General features: G+C 72.1%; 18 protein-coding genes. 14 read left to right on the forward strand and 4 right to left on the reverse strand.

From position 1 onward, the window contains the following. Positions 1–675: phospholipase A2 (locus ACZ69I_RS23500; RefSeq protein WP_470834371.1), on the forward strand; the 675-nt coding region annotated here is incomplete at its 5' end. A gap of 346 nt (positions 676–1,021) precedes the next feature. Here the strand turns inward: ACZ69I_RS23500 and ACZ69I_RS23505 are convergent. The 3 genes from ACZ69I_RS23505 to ACZ69I_RS23515 form a co-directional block, all read right to left on the reverse strand. After that, positions 1,022–1,384: a pyridoxamine 5'-phosphate oxidase family protein gene (locus ACZ69I_RS23505; RefSeq protein ID WP_470834415.1), complete on the reverse strand. Its 363-nt coding sequence runs from the start codon at positions 1,382–1,384 to the stop codon at positions 1,022–1,024. A gap of 163 nt (positions 1,385–1,547) precedes the next feature. Further along, positions 1,548–2,399: a response regulator transcription factor gene (locus ACZ69I_RS23510; protein WP_470834372.1), complete on the reverse strand. Its 852-nt coding sequence runs from the start codon at positions 2,397–2,399 to the stop codon at positions 1,548–1,550. 247 nt (positions 2,400–2,646) lie between these two features. After that, a complete protein-coding gene (locus tag ACZ69I_RS23515) occupies positions 2,647–4,440 on the reverse strand; it encodes a KR domain-containing protein (RefSeq protein WP_470834374.1) in 1,794 nt (597 codons plus the stop codon). Positions 4,441–5,125: 685 nt separating this feature from the next. Here ACZ69I_RS23515 and ACZ69I_RS23520 point away from each other — a divergent pair. The 12 genes from ACZ69I_RS23520 to ACZ69I_RS23575 all read left to right on the forward strand — a co-directional run bounded on the left by ACZ69I_RS23520 (position 5,126) and on the right by ACZ69I_RS23575 (position 17,991). Beyond that, positions 5,126–5,992, forward strand: coding sequence for a hypothetical protein (locus ACZ69I_RS23520; protein WP_470834375.1), 867 nt, complete (start codon positions 5,126–5,128; stop codon positions 5,990–5,992). 359 nt (positions 5,993–6,351) lie between these two features. Continuing rightward, positions 6,352–6,681: a TcmI family type II polyketide cyclase gene (locus tag ACZ69I_RS23525; RefSeq protein ID WP_467677116.1), complete on the forward strand. Its 330-nt coding sequence runs from the start codon at positions 6,352–6,354 to the stop codon at positions 6,679–6,681. Positions 6,682–6,712: 31 nt separating this feature from the next. Then, a complete protein-coding gene (locus ACZ69I_RS23530; protein WP_467677114.1) occupies positions 6,713–7,969 on the forward strand; it encodes a beta-ketoacyl-[acyl-carrier-protein] synthase family protein in 1,257 nt (418 codons plus the stop codon). Further along, positions 7,966–9,180: a ketosynthase chain-length factor gene (locus tag ACZ69I_RS23535; RefSeq protein ID WP_470834376.1), complete on the forward strand. Its 1,215-nt coding sequence runs from the start codon at positions 7,966–7,968 to the stop codon at positions 9,178–9,180. The genes ACZ69I_RS23530 and ACZ69I_RS23535 overlap by 4 nt, the downstream gene beginning before the upstream one ends. Positions 9,181–9,243: 63 nt before the next feature. Then, positions 9,244–10,938 (forward strand): NAD(P)/FAD-dependent oxidoreductase, encoded by a 1,695-nt coding sequence (locus ACZ69I_RS23540; protein ID WP_470834377.1) that lies wholly within the window; start codon positions 9,244–9,246, stop codon positions 10,936–10,938. Between the two features lie 39 nt (positions 10,939–10,977). After that, positions 10,978–11,580 carry a nitroreductase/quinone reductase family protein gene (locus tag ACZ69I_RS23545; RefSeq protein ID WP_467677108.1) on the forward strand — a complete coding sequence of 201 codons (603 nt, stop codon included), beginning with the start codon at positions 10,978–10,980 and terminating at the stop codon, positions 11,578–11,580. A gap of 53 nt (positions 11,581–11,633) precedes the next feature. After that, positions 11,634–11,999, forward strand: a complete 366-nt coding sequence (locus ACZ69I_RS23550) for an antibiotic biosynthesis monooxygenase family protein (RefSeq protein WP_389718513.1) — start codon at positions 11,634–11,636, stop codon at positions 11,997–11,999. Between the two features lie 178 nt (positions 12,000–12,177). Further along, positions 12,178–13,812: an MFS transporter gene (locus ACZ69I_RS23555; RefSeq protein WP_467677106.1), complete on the forward strand. Its 1,635-nt coding sequence runs from the start codon at positions 12,178–12,180 to the stop codon at positions 13,810–13,812. Between the two features lie 122 nt (positions 13,813–13,934). Next, on the forward strand, positions 13,935–15,446 hold the full coding sequence (locus ACZ69I_RS23560) for an FAD-binding oxidoreductase (RefSeq protein ID WP_470834380.1): 1,512 nt from the start codon (positions 13,935–13,937) through the stop codon (positions 15,444–15,446). Positions 15,447–15,490: 44 nt separating this feature from the next. Further along, on the forward strand, positions 15,491–16,039 hold the full coding sequence (locus tag ACZ69I_RS23565) for a flavin reductase family protein (RefSeq protein ID WP_467677102.1): 549 nt from the start codon (positions 15,491–15,493) through the stop codon (positions 16,037–16,039). Between the two features lie 50 nt (positions 16,040–16,089). Continuing rightward, a complete protein-coding gene (locus ACZ69I_RS23570) occupies positions 16,090–16,530 on the forward strand; it encodes a nitroreductase family deazaflavin-dependent oxidoreductase (RefSeq protein ID WP_470834381.1) in 441 nt (146 codons plus the stop codon). Positions 16,531–16,638: 108 nt separating this feature from the next. Beyond that, positions 16,639–17,991: a cation:proton antiporter gene (locus ACZ69I_RS23575; protein WP_470834383.1), complete on the forward strand. Its 1,353-nt coding sequence runs from the start codon at positions 16,639–16,641 to the stop codon at positions 17,989–17,991. 10 nt (positions 17,992–18,001) lie between these two features. Here ACZ69I_RS23575 and sigJ read toward each other — a convergent pair whose 3' ends face one another. Next, positions 18,002–19,048 carry an RNA polymerase sigma factor SigJ gene (sigJ, locus tag ACZ69I_RS23580; RefSeq protein WP_470834384.1) on the reverse strand — a complete coding sequence of 349 codons (1,047 nt, stop codon included), beginning with the start codon at positions 19,046–19,048 and terminating at the stop codon, positions 18,002–18,004. A gap of 268 nt (positions 19,049–19,316) precedes the next feature. Here sigJ and ACZ69I_RS23585 point away from each other — a divergent pair, with 268 nt between their 5' ends. Then, positions 19,317–19,943 carry a hemerythrin domain-containing protein gene (locus ACZ69I_RS23585; protein WP_470834386.1) on the forward strand — a complete coding sequence of 209 codons (627 nt, stop codon included), beginning with the start codon at positions 19,317–19,319 and terminating at the stop codon, positions 19,941–19,943. Positions 19,944–20,158 lie beyond the last annotated feature (215 nt).

Here is a 20,158-nt window from a genome sequence, read left to right on the forward strand (position 1 = left end):
GGCGGGCCGGCCAATGACCTCTACGCCGGCGGGGCAGGCCTGTTCGCCACCCGACAGGACACCGGCGCGGTGATCAAGTACAACGGCACTCCGGAAAAATGGAGCGAGATCGGAGAGGCCGGAAGGATGTTCGCCGTCACCGGCCGTCACCTCTACGGCCTCACCACGGACCGTTCCGCCGTGTACGAGTGGAAGGGCACCGGCAGGGAGTGGGAGAACAAGCGCGCTCCCTACGCGAGCGGCGAAACCCGTGAAGCCAAGCTGGAGCGTATGAGGCAACTGACCGAGCCCGGAACGGATGCCACCGACGTATGGTTCGATGCTCTCTCACAGCACTTGCGAGGGGCGCCCGATCCGTTCGTCTTCGACTGGGCGACCGACGGCTGCAGCAAGGTGCCGGACACGTTCGAGAGCTTCGACTTCAAAAATGCGTGCGTCCGTCACGACTTCGGCTACCGCAACTATGAGTCCATCCTCGGTGAGCAGAACTTCCTGACGACGGCTGTGGGGCGGGAGGCCAAAGAGCGGGTCGACAAAATCTTCCTGCAGGACCTGTTGATGGAATGCAATGGAAGACTGTTTCCGTACGACCCCCGGTCCGACTTCTCACGGCAGCAGTGTCGACAGATCGCGCGAACCATGTACGAGGGCGTAGTGCACCTCTACACGGTGTGAGCAACTGCCCGTGCCGTACGCGGCAGCCCCAGGCCGAGGACGCCCAGGGATACAGCGACGAGCCCCCGTTTTAAAGCTCGCCTCGATGCATTGCCCTGGGCGCGGACCAATCCGCGCCCAGGGCAATGCATTCACTTGCCGCCGTCGTAGTGCTCGTACCGACCGTGCTGTATCGCAATGCCGGACATCACAGCACCTCCTCTCGGACGCATGCGAGTGAGCCACAAATGTGAGGCGAGCGTCATCGCCTCGGGGAGGCTGTGCGTGGAGTAGAGGACGGTCTTGTCCGCGCCCCAGGAACGTACCAACGCGCAAGTGCGCTCGGCGCTGACCGGGTCGAGCCCCGTCATGGGCTCGTCGAGCGGCAGAACGTGCGGGTCGGGCAGGGTGAACCTGGCCAGGTCTGCACCCGGGCCCGGAACTCCGCGCCCAGATACCGGGCCAGCTTGCGCCGTCCCCTCGGCACGTCGAAGGGCACAAGTTCGGCTCGGCCCCGAGCGATCACCTGGCGGACACACCCCGTCGCGAGATCGCACTCGTCGACCACGAGGGCGATGGTCGAGTCGTCCTGCACGCGGTCGGCCAAGCGGGTCCACGAGCCTGTCAGGGTCCAGAAGGCTCCCTCTTCCCAGAGGAACCAGACAGGACGCACCGTCGGCCCGCTCGTCGCGATACGAGCGGTGAGCGGCTGCTGCAGGAAAGCACCCACGTCAAACCCGGAAGATTCCACGTCGCCAATCCTCTGTCGCCGCCGGTCACTTCACCACCGACCTGCGACTTACAACCAAAGGCCCTGGCGCCCCGAGTCCCCGGGAGGAAAAGGGCAAGCCTCCCGGGCCCGCCCGCGGTGCCCGGCGCGGCCGGGGCGGCTCTCAGCCCTCCAGCGCGGGGCACAGGGCCAGCGCCGGGACGGTGAGGCGGTAGCCCACCCCGCGGACCGTCTCGATCCAGTGCGGCGAGCCCAGCTTGCCGCGCAGCGAGCCGACATGGACATCCAGGGTGCGGGTGGAGCCGAACCAGTTCTCGTCCCACACCCGGGCCATGATCTCCTCGCGGCGCAGCACCGTGCCGGGCTCCTCCAGCAACATCGCCAGCAGGTCGAACTCCTTGCGGGTGACGCGCACTTCATCGTCGTAGAGGTGGACCTTGCGGGTGCGCACATCCAGCGTGAGCGGGCCCGCGCACAGGTGGCGCTGCTCGTCGCGGGGCTGCTCCACGGGTCCGGGCCAGGGAACGGGCTCGGGCTCGGGGGCCTCCTCGAAGGCGGGCTCGGGGGCGCTCTGCAGCGGCGTGCGGCGCTGGGCGGGCACGATGGGCGCGGCCGCCGGCAGCGGCCCGCCGGCCGCGGCGGCCGTGTCGTGGCGCAGGCAGCCGGCGCTGCGGCGCAGCACCGCCCCGATGCGGGCGAGGAGTTCATAGCGCCCGAAGGGCTTGGGGACGAAGTCGTCGGCCCCGGAGTTCAGGGCCAGCACCTGGTCCAGTTCGTGGTGGCTTCCGCTGAGCACGATGATCGGTACGCAGGACTGCTCCCGGATGCGCCGGCACACCTCGTGCCCGGCCAGGTCGGGCAGGATCAGGTCGAGCAACACCAGGTCGGCGTCGGGCAGTTGCTCCAGTGCGTCGCTTCCGGTGCGGGTGTGCCGGGTGGTGTAGCCGTGCATGCCCAGCATCTGCCGGAGCGCCTCGGCCATTCCGTCGTCGTCCTCGACAATCAGTACGTTCATCAATCTCGCAGGCCTTCCCGAGGAGTCCGTGGATGGGAACGGAGAGCCCCGAGCCTTACGAGGGGGCCCGCGCAGCGTCAACGCGTGCCGGGGGGCGGGCGCAAGACGGGGGCGGGAAGGGGGGATTCCTGCCCGCCTCCTGCCATGGCGGGGGCGGGCGGCGGGGGGTCCTGTCACGGGGTGGTCAGGGCAGGGGGCAGACCTTGTCATAGGACTGGGAGAGCGGGCGGGGCGGGGCCCGCGGGGTTCAGTGTGCGGCGGGGGCGCAGGGGGCCGGTGCGGCGGGGAGGCAGGGGGCCGGTGCGCCATGGGTGCCGGCCAGGGCGCGGGTCAGCGCGTCCGGCAGGCCGGTGCCGGCGGGTCGGTGGAGCGTGAGGCAGGCGCCGTGGCGCTGGCCGGCGCCGGCCAGGCGGGCGCGTTCGGCGGCCAGGGCGTCCAGGGCGCGGCCCACCGCGGCCGGCAACGCGGCGCCGGTCACGGGAAGGGGGCCGCCGGGCGGGAGGGCCAGCGCGAAGAAGTCCAGGGGCAGTTCGGCGGTCGCGCGGTCCAGGTGGCCGGCGCCGCTCACGGCGTCCGCCAGGACGTGAGCAGCGGTCGCGGCCGGCAGGGCGGCCAGGGGGCGGTGCTCGCCGTGGCCGGGACAGTGCACCACCCCGTCCAGGCCCGCGAAGCGGTCCAGCGCGGTGCGCACGGCGGCGTGGACGTCGTCGGCGCGGGAGGGGCGGCCGGTCACGGTCACGATGCGGGACTCGGCCGGTACAGGGGCGCCCGCCGGTGCCAGCAGCACGATGTGGGCCCGGTGGCGGCGGGCCAGGGACAGCGCCAGGCGGGTGCCGGTGCCCGAGCCGGTGTCGGTGAGCAGATAGCGGCCGCCGCCGCGCAGGGCGGCCCGCGGCACCCGCCCCGGACCCGGTGCCGGTGCCGGTGCCGGGGTGGTGCGCGGGACGCGGACCTCACGGCCGGCGGCCGTGTGGCGAACCTCGGCCAACTCGGTGCGGGGCAGGACGAGTTCGGCGAGCGCGAGACGGAAGGGGTCTTCGGCCCCGGGCGGCAGGACCTGCACGGCGAGGCAGAGGGCGTGGACACGACCGTTCTCGGCGACCGCCTGCTGGGCCAGCGCGCCGAGCGCGGCGGCCAGTTCGGGGCGGGCGCGGCCGGTGACGAGGAAGACCAGGCGCGCCGGGGCGGGCCCGGCGGCGCGGCCCAGGGCGTGCAGGGCCGGCAGGGTCAGTTCGGCGGCGCGTTCGGGGCTCGTGGTGGCGGCGGGCAGGTCGAAGACGAGGGCGTGCGGGGGGTGACCGGCCCGGTGCAGGGCGGCGAGGTAGGCGCTCCAGGACGCGGCGTCGGCGGCCACGTCGCGGCCCACGCGGGCGGTACGGATGCCCAGGGGCGCCCAGGCGCGCCCGGTGTCCCGGTCGTCGACGACGAGCAGGCTGCGCTCGGGGGCAGGGGTGGGGACGAGAGCGGGTGAGCGGGGCGGGCGCAGGGGGGCGGCGGCCCAGGCCCAGTTCGGGGTGGAGTGGACCGGGCGGGTGGGTTCGGGGCGGTGGGTCTGCTGCGGTGCGGGCGAGTCGGCGAGGGTGGAACGCTGGGCCTGCTGCGGCGCGGACGGACCGGCGGGGGCAGACCGCTGGACCTGCTGCGGTGCGGACGGACCGACCGCGACGGACCGCTGCGCCTGCTCCGCCCCAGACGCACCGGCAGCGGTGGAACGCGGGGCCTGCTGCTGTGCAGGCGAACCGATCGCGACAGAACGCTGGACCTGCTCCGACGCCGACGCACCGACCGCGACGGACCGCTGGACCTGCTCCGCCCCAGACGCACCCACCACAGCAGAACACTGCGCCTGCTCCGCCCCAGACGCACCGGCGGTCGCGTTCGTGGTGAGGGCACTGTCGTTCATCGCGTCCACCCCGTCGTCGTCTCTTCCGTACTCGCATCCCGTGCCCGTGCCGTGCCCCGAGCCCGTACCCGTGCCCGAGCCCGTACCCGTGCCCGCGCCCGCGCCCGCGCCCGCGCCCGTACCAGTGCTCGCGCCCATACCCGTCCCCGCGCCCACCGGCGGGCGCAGACCGCTGCCGTTCCTGGACCGGGGCCGGAGCCGAGGCCGGAGCCGGGGACCGCTCTTGGCGCCCCAGCATGGGTCAGGACGCACCAGCACAGCGCCAGGGCAGCGCCAGCTGGAGTGCACCGGCGGGCCAACACTGCGCGGGCCCGGGCCGGTGGGGGCGCCCCGGTGGGAGGGGCGGAGGGGCGCGGGCGGGGCAGTCCAGTGGTTCTCTTGGCATGGCTCTGGCATGGCGCTGGCACGCGATTCCTTACGGTGGCCGAAATCCCGCCCCCGTACGCGGTCGCGTTCGAAGGCAGGTGCCGGGCCGGCCGGTCAGCCGGTCCCGCGCACTGTCCCGGGCGCCCCCGCGCACCGGGGACGGGGAGCACGCAGGAGCTGTCCGCGCGGCACGGCGGGGGCGGCGGGTGAGCCGGAACGTGGGGGTGCGGGGCGGGGGCCCGGGGCGGGCGAAGGGCGGGCGAACCCTTCGACGCACGGGGCTTTTCCTCTTCGTGTGACCGCGCCCTTTGCTTTTTCCTTTTCCGGTCCCTGGATCCCTGGGTGCGTACGCGTTTTGCGTATGTCGTTTGTATACGGCGTTTGCGTGCGGCCGGGCCTCCCTTCTTTTTGCACGGCGGCGGGGTGCGGCGGCGCGCGGGACTACGGGGGAATACAGATGAATCAGCGTGAACTGCAAGCGACCGCCGTCCGTACCCGGTGCGAGGGGGCCCACTGCGGGCCCGGCCGGGACGGGGCCGCGGCGGTCGAGGGGCTGCGGCTGTGCCCGGGCTGTCTGCGGCTGCTGGCCCGCAGCCTGCGGGAACTGCCCGCACTGTACGAGGAGTTGGTGCACCGGCTCGGCGGGGGCGGCGGGCTGGGGGTGCGGGAGCGGGTCAGCGGGAACCCGACGCTGCCGGGAATGCCGTTCAACGAGGCGGCCGCCGAGGTGCGTACCTCGATCGTGCGGACGCTGGGGTCGTGGGCCGGTCTGGTCAGCGCCCAGCGCCGGGTGCCCGCGCCCGAGCGCAGCGTCTCCCGGCTCGCGGCGTTCCTGCTGCTGCACGGCGAGTGGCTGGCCGCGCATCCGGCGGCCACCGACGCGGCCGGGGAGATCGCCCGGCTGGCGGCGGCCGCGCGCCGGGTGGGCCGGGGCACGCCGGTGCGGCGGGTGCGGGTCGGGCCGTGTGTGGCCGAGGGCTGCGCCGGCACGCTGGTCGCCGACTTCCGCGGGGCGGGCACGCAGGCGTGCACGGCGATCCGCTGCGAGGCCGATCCCGAGCACGCCTGGCCGGGCGAGCTGTGGACGGAGCTGCGGCGCGCCCTGTGCGGGCAGGGTGAGCGGTGGCTGAGCGCCGGGGACGTGGCGCGGCTGTGGTCGGTGTCCACCGGCACGGTCTACCGCCTGGCCAGTGAGCAGCGCTGGCGGCGGCGCAGCCGGGCGGGGCGGACCTCGTACGCGGAGTCCGATGTGCACGCGTGTTTCGCGCGCCGTCGCGCGGGCGGCTCCCCCGGCGCGGTGCCGGCCTCGGGGCCGGGCGGCTGAGCATGCGGGCCGCGGGGCGGGGTTGCGGTCGCGGCGGGGTCGTGGCGGGGTTGTTGTGGCGGGTCTGAAATTCTCTGAAGAATTTCTGACGGAGTTCTGCACTTCTTCCCATTGAAATTCGGGCGCCGACCGAAGAAGGTATGGGGCAGAGTCCGGTGAACTGTCCCCGGGCCCCGCCGAATTCGGCGGCGCGCCGGCCGTCGCGACATGTCCGGCACTTTGCCCGCGGGCCGTTTTTCACGGCCCTGGCGGGACTTCGCCCCAGAGCCCGCCCCACGCCCCCCGTCCGCCCTTTCCGCGGCGGCGGGGCGGGGCCGGCTCACGCACCACTTTTTCCTTCCACCCACGGGAGACAGCCGATGCACAGCACTTTGATCGTGGCGCGCATGGACCCCGGCTCAGGCGGTGACGTGGCACGGATCTTCGGGGAGTTCGACGGGACGGAGATGCCCGATCTGATGGGCACCCGGCGCCGGCAGCTCTTCGCCTACCGCGGCCTCTACTTCCACCTGCAGGACTTCGACTCCGACCAGGGCGGCGAGGCGATCGAGGAGGCCAAGACCCACCCGCTGTTCGTGAAGATCAGCGATGACCTCAAGCCGTACATCGGGGCCTACGACCCGCAGACCTGGCGCTCGCCCGCGGATGCGATGGCCGAGCGTTTCTACCACTGGACCCGGTCTTCGTGACGTTCTTCCCCCGGAAGGGAGCGCCGTCCGCATGGGACGCGACGTAGTGATAACCGGCATCGGGGTCGTGGCGCCCGGCGGTGTCGGCGCCAAGGAGTTCTGGGACCTGCTGAGCAACGGCCGGACCGCCACCCGGCGCATCACCCTCTTCGATCCGGCGCCCTTCCGTTCGCGGGTGGCCGCCGAGGTCGACTTCGACGCCGAGCAGCACGGGCTGACGCCGCAGGAGATCCGGCGCATGGACCGGGCCGCGCAGTTCGCGGTGGTCACCACCGCCGAGGCGATGGCCGACAGCGGTCTGAGCGCGGAGTCGATCGAGCCGCACCGCACCGGCGTCACCATTGGCAGCGGGGTGGGGGCGACGATGGCCCTGGACCGCGAGTACAACATCGTCAGTGACGGCGGCCGGCTCGACCTGGTCGACCACCGCTATGCGGTGCCGCACCTGTACGACTACTTCGTGCCCAGCTCGTTCGCCTCGGAGGTGGCCTGGCGGATCGGCGCCGAGGGCCCGGCCGCGGTGGTCTCCACCGGCTGCACCTCGGGGCTGGACTCGGTGGGCCATGCCACCGAGCTGATCCGTGAGGGCAGTGCGGACGTGATGCTGGCCGGGGCCGCCGCGGCGCCCATCTCGCCGATCACGGTGGCGTGTTTCGATGCCATCAAGGCGACCACGCCCCGCGACGAGGAGCCCGAGCGGGCCTCGCGGCCCTTCGACCGGACCCGCAACGGCTTCGTGCTGGGCGAGGGGTCGGCGATGTTCGTCCTGGAGGAGCGCGAGCGGGCCGAGCGGCGCGGTGCGTACATCTACGCCGAGATCTCCGGTTTCGCCACGCGCTGCAACGCCTTCCACATGACGGGGCTGCGCCCCGACGGGCGGGAGATGGCCGAGGCGATCCGCCTCGCCCTGGACGAGGCCCGCATCGAGGCCGGGCAGGTCGACTACATCAACGCCCACGGCTCGGGCACCAAGCAGAACGACCGGCACGAGACCGCCGCGTTCAAGCACAGCCTGGGCGCGCACGCCTACCGCACCCCGGTCAGCTCCATCAAGTCGATGGTGGGGCACTCGCTGGGGGCGATCGGCTCCCTGGAGATCGCCGCCTCGGTCCTGGCCATCGAGCACAACGTGGTGCCGCCGACGGCGAATCTGCACGAGGCGGACCCGGAGTGCGACCTGGACTACGTGCCGCTGGTGGCCCGCGAGCAGCGCACCGACACGGTGCTGAGCGTGGGCAGCGGCTTCGGCGGGTTCCAGAGCGCGATGGTGTTGCGGAGGGCGGCGTGAAGAGCACCGTGGTCACCGGAATCGGTGTCACCGCCCCCAACGGCCTGGGCCTGGAGGCCTACTGGGATGCCACGCTCGCCGGCAAGTGCGGCATCGAGGACATCAAGCGGTTCGACGCGGCCGGCTATCCGGCGGGGCTCGCCGGGGAGGTCCCCGGCTTCCGGGCCGAGGACCATCTGCCGGGCCGGCTCATCGCGCAGACCGACCACATGACGCGGCTGGCGCTGGTCGCCGCCGACTGGGCGCTCAAGGACGCCGGCGTCGACCCGGGCGCGTGGGACCCCTTCGACATGGGGGTGGTCACCGCCTCCTCGGCGGGCGGCTTCGAGTTCGGCCAGCGCGAGCTGCAGAACCTGTGGTCCAAGGGCGGCAGTTACGTCTCCGCGTATCAGTCCTTCGCCTGGTTCTACGCGGTGAACACCGGTCAGATCTCCATCCGCAACGGGATGCGCGGCCCCAGCGGCGTGATCGTCTCCGACCAGGCCGGCGGCCTGGACGCGCTGGCGCAGGCCCGCCGGCAGATCCGCAAGGGCAGCCGGCTGATCGTCTCGGGCGGGGTGGACGGCTCGATCTGCCCCTGGGGGCACGTCGCCCAGTGGGCCGGGGGCCGGATGAGCACCAGCCGGGATCCGGCGCGGGCGTATCTGCCCTTCGACGCCGCGGCGGCCGGTCATGTGCCCGGCGAGGGCGGGGCGCTGCTCATCCTGGAGGAGGCCGGCGCGGCCCGCGCGCGCGGCGCGCGGGTGTACGGGGCGGTGCGCGGGTATGCCGCCACCTTCGACCCCAAGCCGGGCAGCGGCCGCCCGCCGGGGCTGCGGCGGGCCATCGAACTGGCCCTGGCCGACGCCGGGGTGAGCGCCGGTGAGGTGGACGTGGTGTTCGCGGACGCGGCCGCCGTCCCCGAGCTGGACCGGATCGAGGCGCAGGCCCTTGCGGCGGTGTTCGGGCCCCGGGGGGTGGCGGTGAGCGCGCCCAAGACGATGGTGGGCCGCCTGCTGTCGGGGGCCGCCTCGCTGGACGTGGCCACCGCGCTGCTCGCGCTGCGCGAGGGGGTCATCCCGCCCACCGTGCACGTCACGCCCGATCCCGCCCACCGCCTGGACCTGGTCACCGGCCAGGCGCGCCCGGCCCGCCTGGAGACCGCCCTGGTCCTCGCCCGCGGGTACGGCGGCTTCAACTCCGCCCTGGTGGTGTCCCGCACCGCCCCCTAGCGGCCGCTCACGCCCCGACAGGCACAGCAAGCAATCCGTCCGTCCCGAGAGAGGGTGGCGCGTATGCCCAGCAAGGTCATGGCGAGTGGCCAGGCCAAGAAATCCGACAAGGTCCAGCACTGCGACGTCTTCATCCTCGGCTCCGGGCTCGCGGGCTCGGTCGCCGGGGCGATCCTGGCCCGCCAGGGCGCCAAGGTGGTGCTCGTGGACGCGGGCCAGCACCCGCGGTTCGCGGTCGGCGAGTCGATGACGCCGCAGCTGATCGAGTGGCTGCACATTCTCAAGTCGCGTTTCGACGTGCCCGAGCTCGGCCATCTGCTCAACGTCAAGGCGGTCGCGGACCATCTGGGCCCGCACCACGGCAAGAAGCAGAACTTCGGGTTCATCAAGCACGAGGTGGGCCAGGAGCCCGACCCCGAAGAAGCGACGATGTTCGTCATCCCCAAGGCGCTCACCGACGCCAGCCACCTCTTCCGCCAGGACAGCGACCAGTACTACTTCAACGTCGCGGCGAAGTACGGCTGCCTCACCCGGCAGAACTGGTTCGCCACCGACCTCGACTTCGACGAGGACGGGGTGACGGTCAGCGGCAAGAACGGCGAGGTGTTCCGGGCCAAGTACCTCATCGACGCGAGCGGTTTCCGCTCGCCGCTGGCGGAGAAGTTCGCGCTGCGCGAGAAGCCGGCCCGCTTCAAGCACCACGCCCGGTCGCTGTTCACGCACTACATCGGCATCAAGCCCTTCGACGACGTCTCGCACCACCCGGTGAGCAAGCGGCCCCCGGCCCAGTGGCACGGCGGCACCCTGCACCACCTCATCGAGCGCGGCTGGTTCTGGATCATCCCCTTCGACAACGTCAAGGGCTCCAGGAACCCGATGGTCAGCGTCGGGCTGACGATGGACGAGCGGACCTACCCCAAGCCGCAGGACATGACGCCCGAGGAGGAGTTCCGCTCCTTCCTGGACAAGTACCCGGCCGTCAAGCGGCAGTTCGTGGGCGCCAAGCGGGTGCGCGAGTGGATCTCCACCGACCGCCTGCAGTACTCCTCCAGCAAGTCCATCGGGCACCGCTGGTGCCTGATGTCGCACGCGGCGGGCTTCTTGGACCCGCTGTACTCGCGCGGGCTGTCCAACACCTTCGAGGTGGTGTACGCGCTGTGCAGCCGCCTGCTGGAGTCGATCAAGGACGACGACTGGTCGGTGGAGCGCTTCGCCTACGTCGAGCAGGTCGAGCGCGGGCTGCTGCAGTACAACGACGACCTGGTCAACAGCTCCTACATCGCCTTCTCCCACTTCCGGCTGTGGAACGCGGTCTTCCGCGTGTGGGGCGGGTTCCTGACGCCCGGCGTGATGCGCCTGCACCGGGCCCGCGTGCAGTACGAGCTGGACGGCGACGAGCGCCACCTCAAGGAGCTGGAGGAGAACGCCTATCCGGGCCTGTGGTGGCCGCAGGACGACTTCCGCCACATCCTGGAGCTGACCGCGGAGACCTGCGAGAAGTTCGAGGTCGGCGAGGTGGACGGGGACACGGCCGCGGACATCATCTTCGCGGCGCTGCGCGACTGCGAGGGCCTGAACCCGGTCTTCGGGTGGAAGGACGAGGAGTCCACCCGGTTCGTGTACCCCAGCACGGCGGACGTCGCGAAGTTCATGCACTGGTCCCTGCGCAAGGCGCCGGCCGGCGAGATGCGCGACATGGCCCGCTCGCTGCTGTCCAGTTCCGTGCGCTCGGCCCTCAAGGGCAAGAAGCCGCTCTAGGCGGCGCCCGCACTCTTCGAGAAGGAAAGGGACCCGGCGATGCCGCAGACCATGCCGGACACCGAGGACAGGGCCCTGTCCTCGTGGTCCTCCACCCGCCCGCAGATGGAGAACACCAACCCGCTGGTGGAGGCCTTCACCCGGTTCAACGTCTATCTGTACTCCAAGCCGCCGAACAAGTACGTCAAGAAGGTCAACAAGTCCTTCCTGCACCTGCACCTGTTCCTGTACCGCAAGTCCAAGGGCAAGGTCATGGGCCACTTCGGCCGCCTGGACGCGATGCTGCTCACCACCACCGGCCGCAAGTCGCGGCTGCCGCGCACCCTGCCGGTGGGCTACGTCTACGACAGGGGCCGCTACATCGTGTGCGCGGCGCCCGGCCACTTCGACGTGCCCGGCGGGCCGAAGGCCACCCACCCCGCGTGGTTCCACAACGTGCGCGCCACCCCGCAGGTGACGGTCGACATCGGGCCCGAGCAGTTCCCGGCCACCGCGCGGATCCTGGCCGGCGACGAACGCGACCGCAGGTGGCGGGAGTTCACCGAGGTCTTCCCCTTCATCGCCGAGTTCCAGAAGCGGGCCAGCCGCGCCATCCCGGTCATCGAGATCACCCCCGACGACCTGGACCCGCAGGACCTCTGACCCCCTCTCCCGCGCGCCCCGGCCCGCGGGGCGCGCTCCGCGAAAGGACCCCCATGAAGATCGAAGCGCTGGACCCGGACACCCCGCTGATGAAGCAGTTCCAGGAGACGACCGGGCCCATCACCCTGGTCAACGTCTTCGACGTGCCGCCGGAGCACTACGAGGAGTTCCTGGCCGTCTGGCGCGAGGACGCCGCGTACATGAAGGCCAGCCCCGGCTGCATCCAGACGCAGCTGCACAAGGGCACGGCCGGCAGCCGGCTGGTCGTCAACGTCGCGGTGTGGGAGTCCACCCAGGCGCTGTTCGCCGCGTTCAGCACCCCGCAGTTCCAGCAGGCGGCGGCGAAGTACCCCGAGGGGATCACCGCCTACCCGCACGCCTACGAGAAGGTCGCCGTCGAGGGGATCTGCATCGCCTGACGCAGCGTCAAGAGGCGGGGCGTGCCGGGGGGGCCGGGCCGGCCGGGCGCCGCCCGGGTGTGGCGTGCGTCTCACTGGCGGCGGGCATGTCACACCCCGCGTGCGCCCGGCCCTCTTGGATGCATCACCACACGCTGTGAGCGGCCCGGACGGCCTGGACGCCCACTAGGAGAGGGACATGACTCAAGTACGACAGACAAATCCGTGGGCGGTTCTGAGCGTCTTGTGCCTGGGGTTCGTGATGACCCTGGTGGACCTGACGATCGTGAACATCGCCATCCCGGACATGACCGACGACCTGGGCGCCTCGATCGACCAGGTGCTGTGGGTCGTCAATGCCTACACCCTCGTACTGGCCACCCTGATCATCACCGCCGGCCGGCTGGGCGACATCCACGGCAAGGGAAACCTGTTCCTGTCCGGCGTGGCCCTGTTCACCCTCTCGAGCCTGGCCTGCGGCCTGGCGCAGGATCCCGCCCAGCTCATCGCGTTCCGCGCGGTGCAGGGCGTGGGTGCGGCGATGCTGATCCCGCAGACGTTGTCGATCATCACCGATGTGTTCCCGCCCGAGAAGCGCGGCGCCGCCTACGGCGTCTGGGGTGCGGTGGCCGGTGTGTCCGGGGCGATCGGCCCGACGCTCGGCGGTCTGCTGGTCACCCACCTGGACTGGCGGTGGGTGTTCTTCATCAACATTCCCATCGGCGTCCTGGTGCTGGTGTTCGGCGCGCGGGTCATGCCCAAGCACACCCGGGTCATCAAGCACCGCTACGACCTGCCCGGCGTGCTGCTCGCCTCGGCCGCGCTGTTCTGCCTGGCCTTCGGCCTGACCGAGGGCGAGCGCTATGACTGGAACGCCTGGATCTGGACGCTGATCGGCGCCTCCGTCGCCCTGATCGGCGTGTTCCTGCTCTACGAGCGCGGCCAGCAGGACAACGAACCGCTGCTGCCGTTCTCGCTGTTCAAGGACCGCAACTTCTCCGTGGTCAACCTCGTCGGCATCGCGGTGTCCTTCGGCGTCCTGGGCATCCTGCTGCCCACGACGATCTACCTGCAGTCGGTGCTGGGCTTCAGCGCCATGAAGACCGGCCTGGTCCTGGTGCCGCTGGCGCTGGGCTCGCTGTTCACCGCCGGCCCGGCCGGCATCCTCTCGGAGAAATTCGGCGGCAAGTACATCCTGACGGCCGGCCTGTCGATGTTCGGCATCGGCATCACCTGGATCCTGCTGACCGCCGAGACCGACAGCAGCTGGACGACGTTCGTCGGCCCGCTGTTCGTGGCCGGGCTCGGCGCCGGCTGCACCTTCGCCCCGATGGGCTCGGAGGTCATGCGCAACGTGCCGCCGCACCTGACCGGCGCCGCCTCCGGCGTCAACAACGCACTGCGCCAGGTCGGTTCGGTGATGGCCGGCGCCGTCATCGGCGCGGTCCTGCAGGCCCAGCTGGTCTCCCAGCTGCGCGAGGAGGCCGCCACCAGCGCCGCGAAGCTGCCCGCGCCCTACCGCGAGGGCTTCACCTCCGCCTTCGACGGCGCCAAGACCGTCGGGGTCGGCACCGACCAGGGCGGCGGGTCGCTGCCCGCCAACGTGCCCGACGACGTCGCCCACACCTTCCAGGAGCTGGCCGGCAAGGTCTTCTCCAACAGCTTCGTGGACGCGCTCCAGCCCACCATGCTGGTGCCCGCCCTGACCATGTTCGCCGGCGCCGCGCTCTGCCTGGCCCTCAAGGGCGGCCCCACCCCCTCGGGCATGGGCCACGGAGCACCGGCCGGGCCGGAGAGCACCACGACGGATCAGGACGCCCCCGTCGCCGGCTGACCCCGGCCCCGGCGCCTGAGCCGGGCCGGCCCCACCCGCACCACCACGGCACCACACCTTCCCGAATCCGAATCCGCCCCCGGCCCCGACAGGGCCGGGGGCGCTCGTGGTTGGACATCCCCATGATCAGTCGAAGAACCCTCCTGGGCGCCTCCGGCGCCACCACCCTGGGCCTGATAGCTCTGCGGCCCACCGCCGGGCACGCGCTGGCCGGCCTGCCCTGGGAGCGGCTGCGCAGCTACCTGCGCGGCGACCTGGTGCTGCCCGGCGACGCCGGCTACGCGGTGGCCAAACAGCTGGACTCCAAGCAGTACGACACCATCAGCCCCAAGGCCGTCGCCTACTGCGAGAGCCCCTCCGACGTGGCGCTGTGCCTGGCCTTCGCCCAGAACCACGCCCTGGCGCTGTCCGTGCGCAGCGGCGGCCACAGCCTGGGCGGCTACTCCACCACCACCGGCCTGGTCATCGACGTCTCCCGGCTCAACGCGGTGGCCCTCTCCGGCGACCGCGCCACCCTGGGCGCCGGCACCCAGAACGTCGACGTGCTCAACGCCCTGGCCCCCGCCGGGCTCGCGGTGACCGGCGGGGCCTGCGCCACCGTCGCGGCCGGCGGGTTCATCCACGGCGGCGGCGTCGGTTTCCTCACCCGCCCGCTGGGGGTGGCCTGCGACGCGCTGACCTCCGCCCGGGTGGTGCTGGCCGACGGCCGCTACGTGACGGCGTCGACCACCAGCCACCCCGACCTGTTCTGGGCGATACGCGGCGGGGGCGGCGGCAACTTCGGCGTCGTCACCTCCTACACGCTGCGCCCCTCCCCCGTCACCGACGTCTCCACCGCCACCCTGGTCTTCTCCTGGGACAAGGCACTGGACATGGTCGACGGCTACACCCGCTGGCTGGTGGACGCGCCCCGCGCCATCGGCGGCGCCTGCGTGATCACCCTGCCCGACGCGGCGCCCGGCGCCGTCCCCATCCCGGCGATCCGCCTGGTCTCCACCGGCAGCCAGGCCCAGCTCGACGACGAGACGGGCCGGCTGCTCGCGCTCACCGGCCAGCCCGCCAACCGCACCGGCGGCCCGGTCGCCTACCGCGATTTGATGATGGGCATCTACGGCTGCGCCGCCAAGACCGTGCCCCAGTGCCACCGCGCCGAGGCCACCGCCGAAGGCCAGCTGCCCCGGCCCTCCTTCAGCCTGGAACGCAGCCGCATGTTCAACGAGCCCATGTCCCGCACCGGCTGGGCCGGCGCGCTGGCCGTCTTCGACGCCGAGCGCCGGCCCGGCCAGATGCACCAGATGCAGGTGCTGCCCGTCGGCGGGGCCGCCGCCGACCTCAGCCGCACCGCGACCGCCTACGTGCACCGCGACAGCATCGTCACCACCAACTTCCTGGTGGCCATCCCCGGCGCGGCCACCCCCACCGCCGCCGACAAGGCCGCCGGCCAGGCCTGGGTGGACCGCGGCTTCGCCGCCATCGACCCCTACTCCTCGGGCGAGACCTACCAGAACTTCATCGACCCCGCCCTCCAGGACTTCCAGCGCTCCTACTACGCCGAGAACCACCCGCGCCTGGTCGCCGTGAAGAAGGCCTACGACCCGCACCGGGTCTTCACCTTCGCGCAGAGCGTCAGCTGACCCGGCCCGCCCGCATCCGACTCTCCCCCTCCCAGGAGGCGCGCATGACCGCGACGCCGACAGACATCCAACGACAGCAGCAGGCCATCGACGGCAAGACGCTGCGCACCGTGTGCGGCCTCTTCGTGACCGGCGTGACCGTGATCACCAGCGGCAGCGGGGACCGCGCGGCCGGCACCACCGTCAACTCCTTCACCTCCGTCTCCCTCGACCCGCCCCTGGTGCTGTTCTGCCTGCACCAGGCCTCCCGGCTGCGCGCCCTGGTGGAGGAGTCCGGCGCCTACACCGTGAACTTCCTGGCCGGCCAGCAGGAGCCGCTGGCCTGGGCGTTCGCGGGCAAGCACACCGCGGCCCTGAGCGACGTCGAGCACCGCTACTCCAGCGTGGGCGTGCCGGTGCTCGGCCAGGCCATGGCGTTCCTCTCCTGCCGCCTGGTCAACGCCTTCGAGGGCGGCGACCACACCATCTTCGTCGGCGAGGTCGCCGAACTCGGGGTGCCGCGCGCCGACACCGAACCGCTGATCTTCTTCCGCGGCTCGATGGGCTCCCTGGAGGACGAACCCCACGGCCCGCACCCCATGTTCGACAGCTAGGAACCCCTCGTGTTCCCGGCCACCGACCCGACCAGCAGAGGGAGCCGTGGATGTCCGGCACCACCAAAAGCCCCGGCGCGTCCGTCCAGCGCCGCCTGGCCCGTTTCAACCGCAGATTCGCCAACCGCTTCGTGGGCCCGGTGCTCACCCGCATGCCGGGCTTCGGCGCCGTCGTGCACCGCGGCCGCAAGTCGGGCCGCGCCTACCGCACCCCCGTCAAGGTCTTCCGCAGCGGCCCGCACTACGTGATGTCGCTGCCCTACGGCCCGCAGTCGGACTGGGTGCGCAACACCCTCGCCCACAACGGCTGTGAGCTGCACACCCGCGGCCGGCGCATCCAGCTGGCCGACCCGCGGGTGTTCGTGGACGAACGGCAGGCCGTCGTGCCGGCCCCGCTGCGGCCGCTGCTGCGCCGCTTCAAGGCCTTCGACTTCATCGAGCTGCGCCCCGTGGAGCCCCGCCCGCTCAGGGAGGTGGGCGAGCGCCCCTGAACCGTTGCCCGTACGCCCCCACCGGGGGTCCGGTCGTGAACGGCGGTGGCTGTCGGACCGGGTATCCGCCGGCGAGGCCCCGCATTCCGTGATGCCTGTGGAGGCGAGATGGCGACGGGCGATGCCCTGCCACTGGAAGCGATTGTCCTGATCGATGTTGCGGTCGTCCTGCTCGCGGGGGCCGCGATGGCCCGTTTCGTGCGCCGGCTGCACCAGCCGCCCGTCGTCGCGGAGATCGCCGTGGGCCTGCTGCTCGGCCCCAGCCTGCTGGGGCTGCTGCCGGGCGAGCTGCCCGCACGGATCTTCCCCGACGACGCCCGGCCGCTGCTCGGCGCGATCTCCCAGGTCGGCCTGGTGCTCTTCATGTTCCTGGCCGGCTGGGAGCTCGACCTGACCCGGCTGCGCGGGCGGGGCCGCTCGGTCGGCGCGGTGGCCGCGCTGGCCATGGCCGTGCCCTTCGCGCTCGGCGCGGGCGCCGCGGCCCTGCTGTACTCCTCGCAGGGCACCCACGACGTGGGCCGGGGCACCTTCGTCCTCTATCTCGCCACCGCGTTCTCGATCACCGCGTTCCCGGTCCTTGCCCGCATCATCCGCGACGGCGGCCTGTCCACCACCCGGGTGGGCACCCTGGCGATGGCCTGCGCGGCCATCGGCGACGTGGTCGCCTGGTGCGTGCTCGTCCTGGTGGTGGCCGTGGCGGGCGCGGGCGGCACCGGCGAGTTCTTCCTGGTCCTCGCGCTGACCGTGGCCTACGGCCTGGTGATGGCCTGCGGGGTGCGCCCGCTGCTGGCCCGGGTGCTGCTGCGGCGGCCGGCCCCGGCCGACCGGGGCGCCCTGCTCGTCCTGATCGTGTCGGGGGTGTTCGTGTCCTCCTTCGTCACCTCCTGGATCGGGATCCACGCCATCTTCGGCGCGTTCGCCTTCGGGCTGGTCATGCCGCGCCGGCGCGCCCCCGAGCTGCACCACGAGGTCGAGGCGCCCATCGAGCGGGTCTCCACGCTGCTGCTGCCGGTGTTCTTCGTCGTCACCGGCCTCTCGGTGGACGTCGGCGCGCTCGGCGCCTCCGGGCTGCTGGCCCTGGCGGTGATCGTGACGACCGCGGTCCTGGGCAAGTTCGCCGGGGCGACGCTGCCTGCCCGGGCGGCGGGCCTGGGCTGGCGGGAGGCCACCGCGTTCGGGGCCCTGATGAACACCCGCGGCCTGACCGAGCTCGTCATCCTGGGCATCGGCCGCGAACTGGGCCTGATCTCGGCGCAGATGTTCACCATGATGGTGGTCATGGCCCTTCTCACCACCGCCATGGCGGGCCCGCTGCTGCGGCTGCTCGGCATGAGCGGAACCCCCGCGGCCACCGGCCCGCAGCGGTCCGGGAGCACGGCGGGCGCCGGGCCTTCGGTGCCGGTGGCCGCGGGCGGCCGGGGCGAGGACGGCGATCCGCTGCCCGGCCCCCGCCCGCACTGACCGGCCGCGCTCACTCCTGGTCATCGGAGCCGGAACGCACCCGCGCCAGCTTGTCGGGATTGGTGACGGCGTAGATGCCGCGCACCTGGTCGCCGGCCGGCGTCAGATCCATGACGATGACGGCGTAGGGCGACTCCTCGGAGAAGACCACCGCCGAGGCGTCGCCGTTGACGTGCCGGTAGTGGATGTCGATGTCCTTGGGGGCCCGCTCGGCGTACCCGGCGAGCATCCGGCAGACCTTGTCGCGGCCGGAGACGGGCCGCAGGCCCGCGGTGCGCACCTTGCCGCCGCCGTCGGTCCACATGGTGACCTCGGGGGCCAGCATCTCCATCAGCGCGTCGAGGTCGCCGCCCAGGGCCGCGGCCACGAAGCGTTCGGTGACCTCCTGCTGGACCTGCGGGGTGGTCTCGTAGCGGGGGCGGCGCGCCTGCACGTGAGCGCGGGCCCGGTGGGCGAGCTGGCGCACCGCGGCGGGACTGCGGTCCAGGATGCAGGCGATCTCGGTGTGCGCGTAGCCGAACACCTCGTGCAGCACGAACACCGCCCGCTCCAGCGGGGTCAGCGTCTCCAGGACCACCATCATCGCCATCGACACCGACTCGGTGCGCAGCGCCTGCTCGGCGACGTCCGGGGCGGGGTCCTCGGCCGTCTTGGTGATCAGGGGTTCGGGCAGCCAGGGCCCCACGTACGTCTCGCGCCTGCGGGTGATGGCGTCCTTGCGGGCCAGGGCGTGGTTGACGGCGATCCGCACCAGATAGGCCCGCGGGTTCTCGATCTCCTGCCGCGGCGAGCGGCTCTTCTTGCCCGACCACGACAGCCAGGTCTCCTGCAGGACGTCCTCGGTGTCGGCGACGGAGCCGAGCAGGTTGTAGACGATGGAGAAGAGCAGTTCCCGATAGCCGACGAAGACCTCGGTGGAGGCTTCGACGACGTCCTGCACGGCGCCCTCGGCCGTGACGTCCTCGTGCACGGCGTCGTCGCCGCCGAAGCCCTCGTCGCCGAAGTCCTCGTCGCCGAAGTCCTCGTCGCCGAAGCCGTCTTCCGCACTCCCGGACATGGTGCACCTCCCGTGTGACGCGTTCACCGATGTGAGGCCGCGGCCGGGCCGGAGTGTGACATCCGCCCGCCGGATGTGTTTCACCTCACAGAATCGGGGCTCCATGTCACACCCGTCCATGCCGTTCCCCTCTCGTTCGCGAGGGCAGCCCCGGGCCGCGGGGTGGCGGGAGTCCGGCTGGGGAGATCCGAACTCCCCCTCCGCGGCCGCGCGTTGTCTGATATGTCGACCGGCGGGGGCCGGTCGCCGACGAAAGGAACGGCTCACCATGGCAGTTGCACAGCAGGCTCCGATCAACTTCGCCGTCATGTACGCGACGCACGATGCGTTCCGGCGTGACCTCGAAAGGTTCGCGGCGGCCGTGGCGTCCGGCCGGGCCGGCACCCCTCAGGTCCGGGCCGGCTGGGAGAATTTCAAGCGCCAGCTGCACGTCCACCACACCGTGGAGGACGCCGTGCTGTGGCCGCGGGTCAAGCAGCAGGTGACCGGGCGGCCCGATGACCAGAAGCTCCTGGCCGAGATGGAGGCGGAGCACGCCTCGCTGGACGCGGTGCTCAGCGCCGTCGATGCGGGCCTGGAGCAGAAGTCCGCGGACCTGGGCGAGCGGGTCGAGCGGCTGGCGCAGGCGCTCGGCTCGCACATGCGCCACGAGGAGGACGCGGCGCTGCCGCTCATCCAGGACGTGCTGACCAACAAGGACTGGGACGCCTTTCGCAGCGCGATGGCCAAGAAGCAGGGCCCCAAGGGGGCGGCCGTCTACATTCCCTGGGTCATGGACGGCCGGGACGTGGCCGAGCGCAAGCGGTTCCTGGACACCATGCCCGCCCCGGTGAAGGTGCTCAACAAGCTCTTCTGGGAGTCGAGTTACCAAAAGCGCAGGCTGTTCGCCGCCTGATCCCACCTCCGGCCGCCTCTCCGCGGCCGGCCCGCGAGCGGGCCCCGTGCGGGCCCCTCCCCCAAGCGCGCCCCTGCCGGTGTGAATCCCCCGCCGCCGGCAGGGGCGTCGGCATTGGGGGGCGGGGCCCGCCGGGGCCCCTACCACCGCATCCGCCCCATCCCGCCGTATCCGTCACATCCGTCACATCCGCCATACCTGCGGGTGCCGCAGCT

The sequence above is a fragment of the Streptomyces sp. NPDC036815 genome (assembly GCF_055609205.1).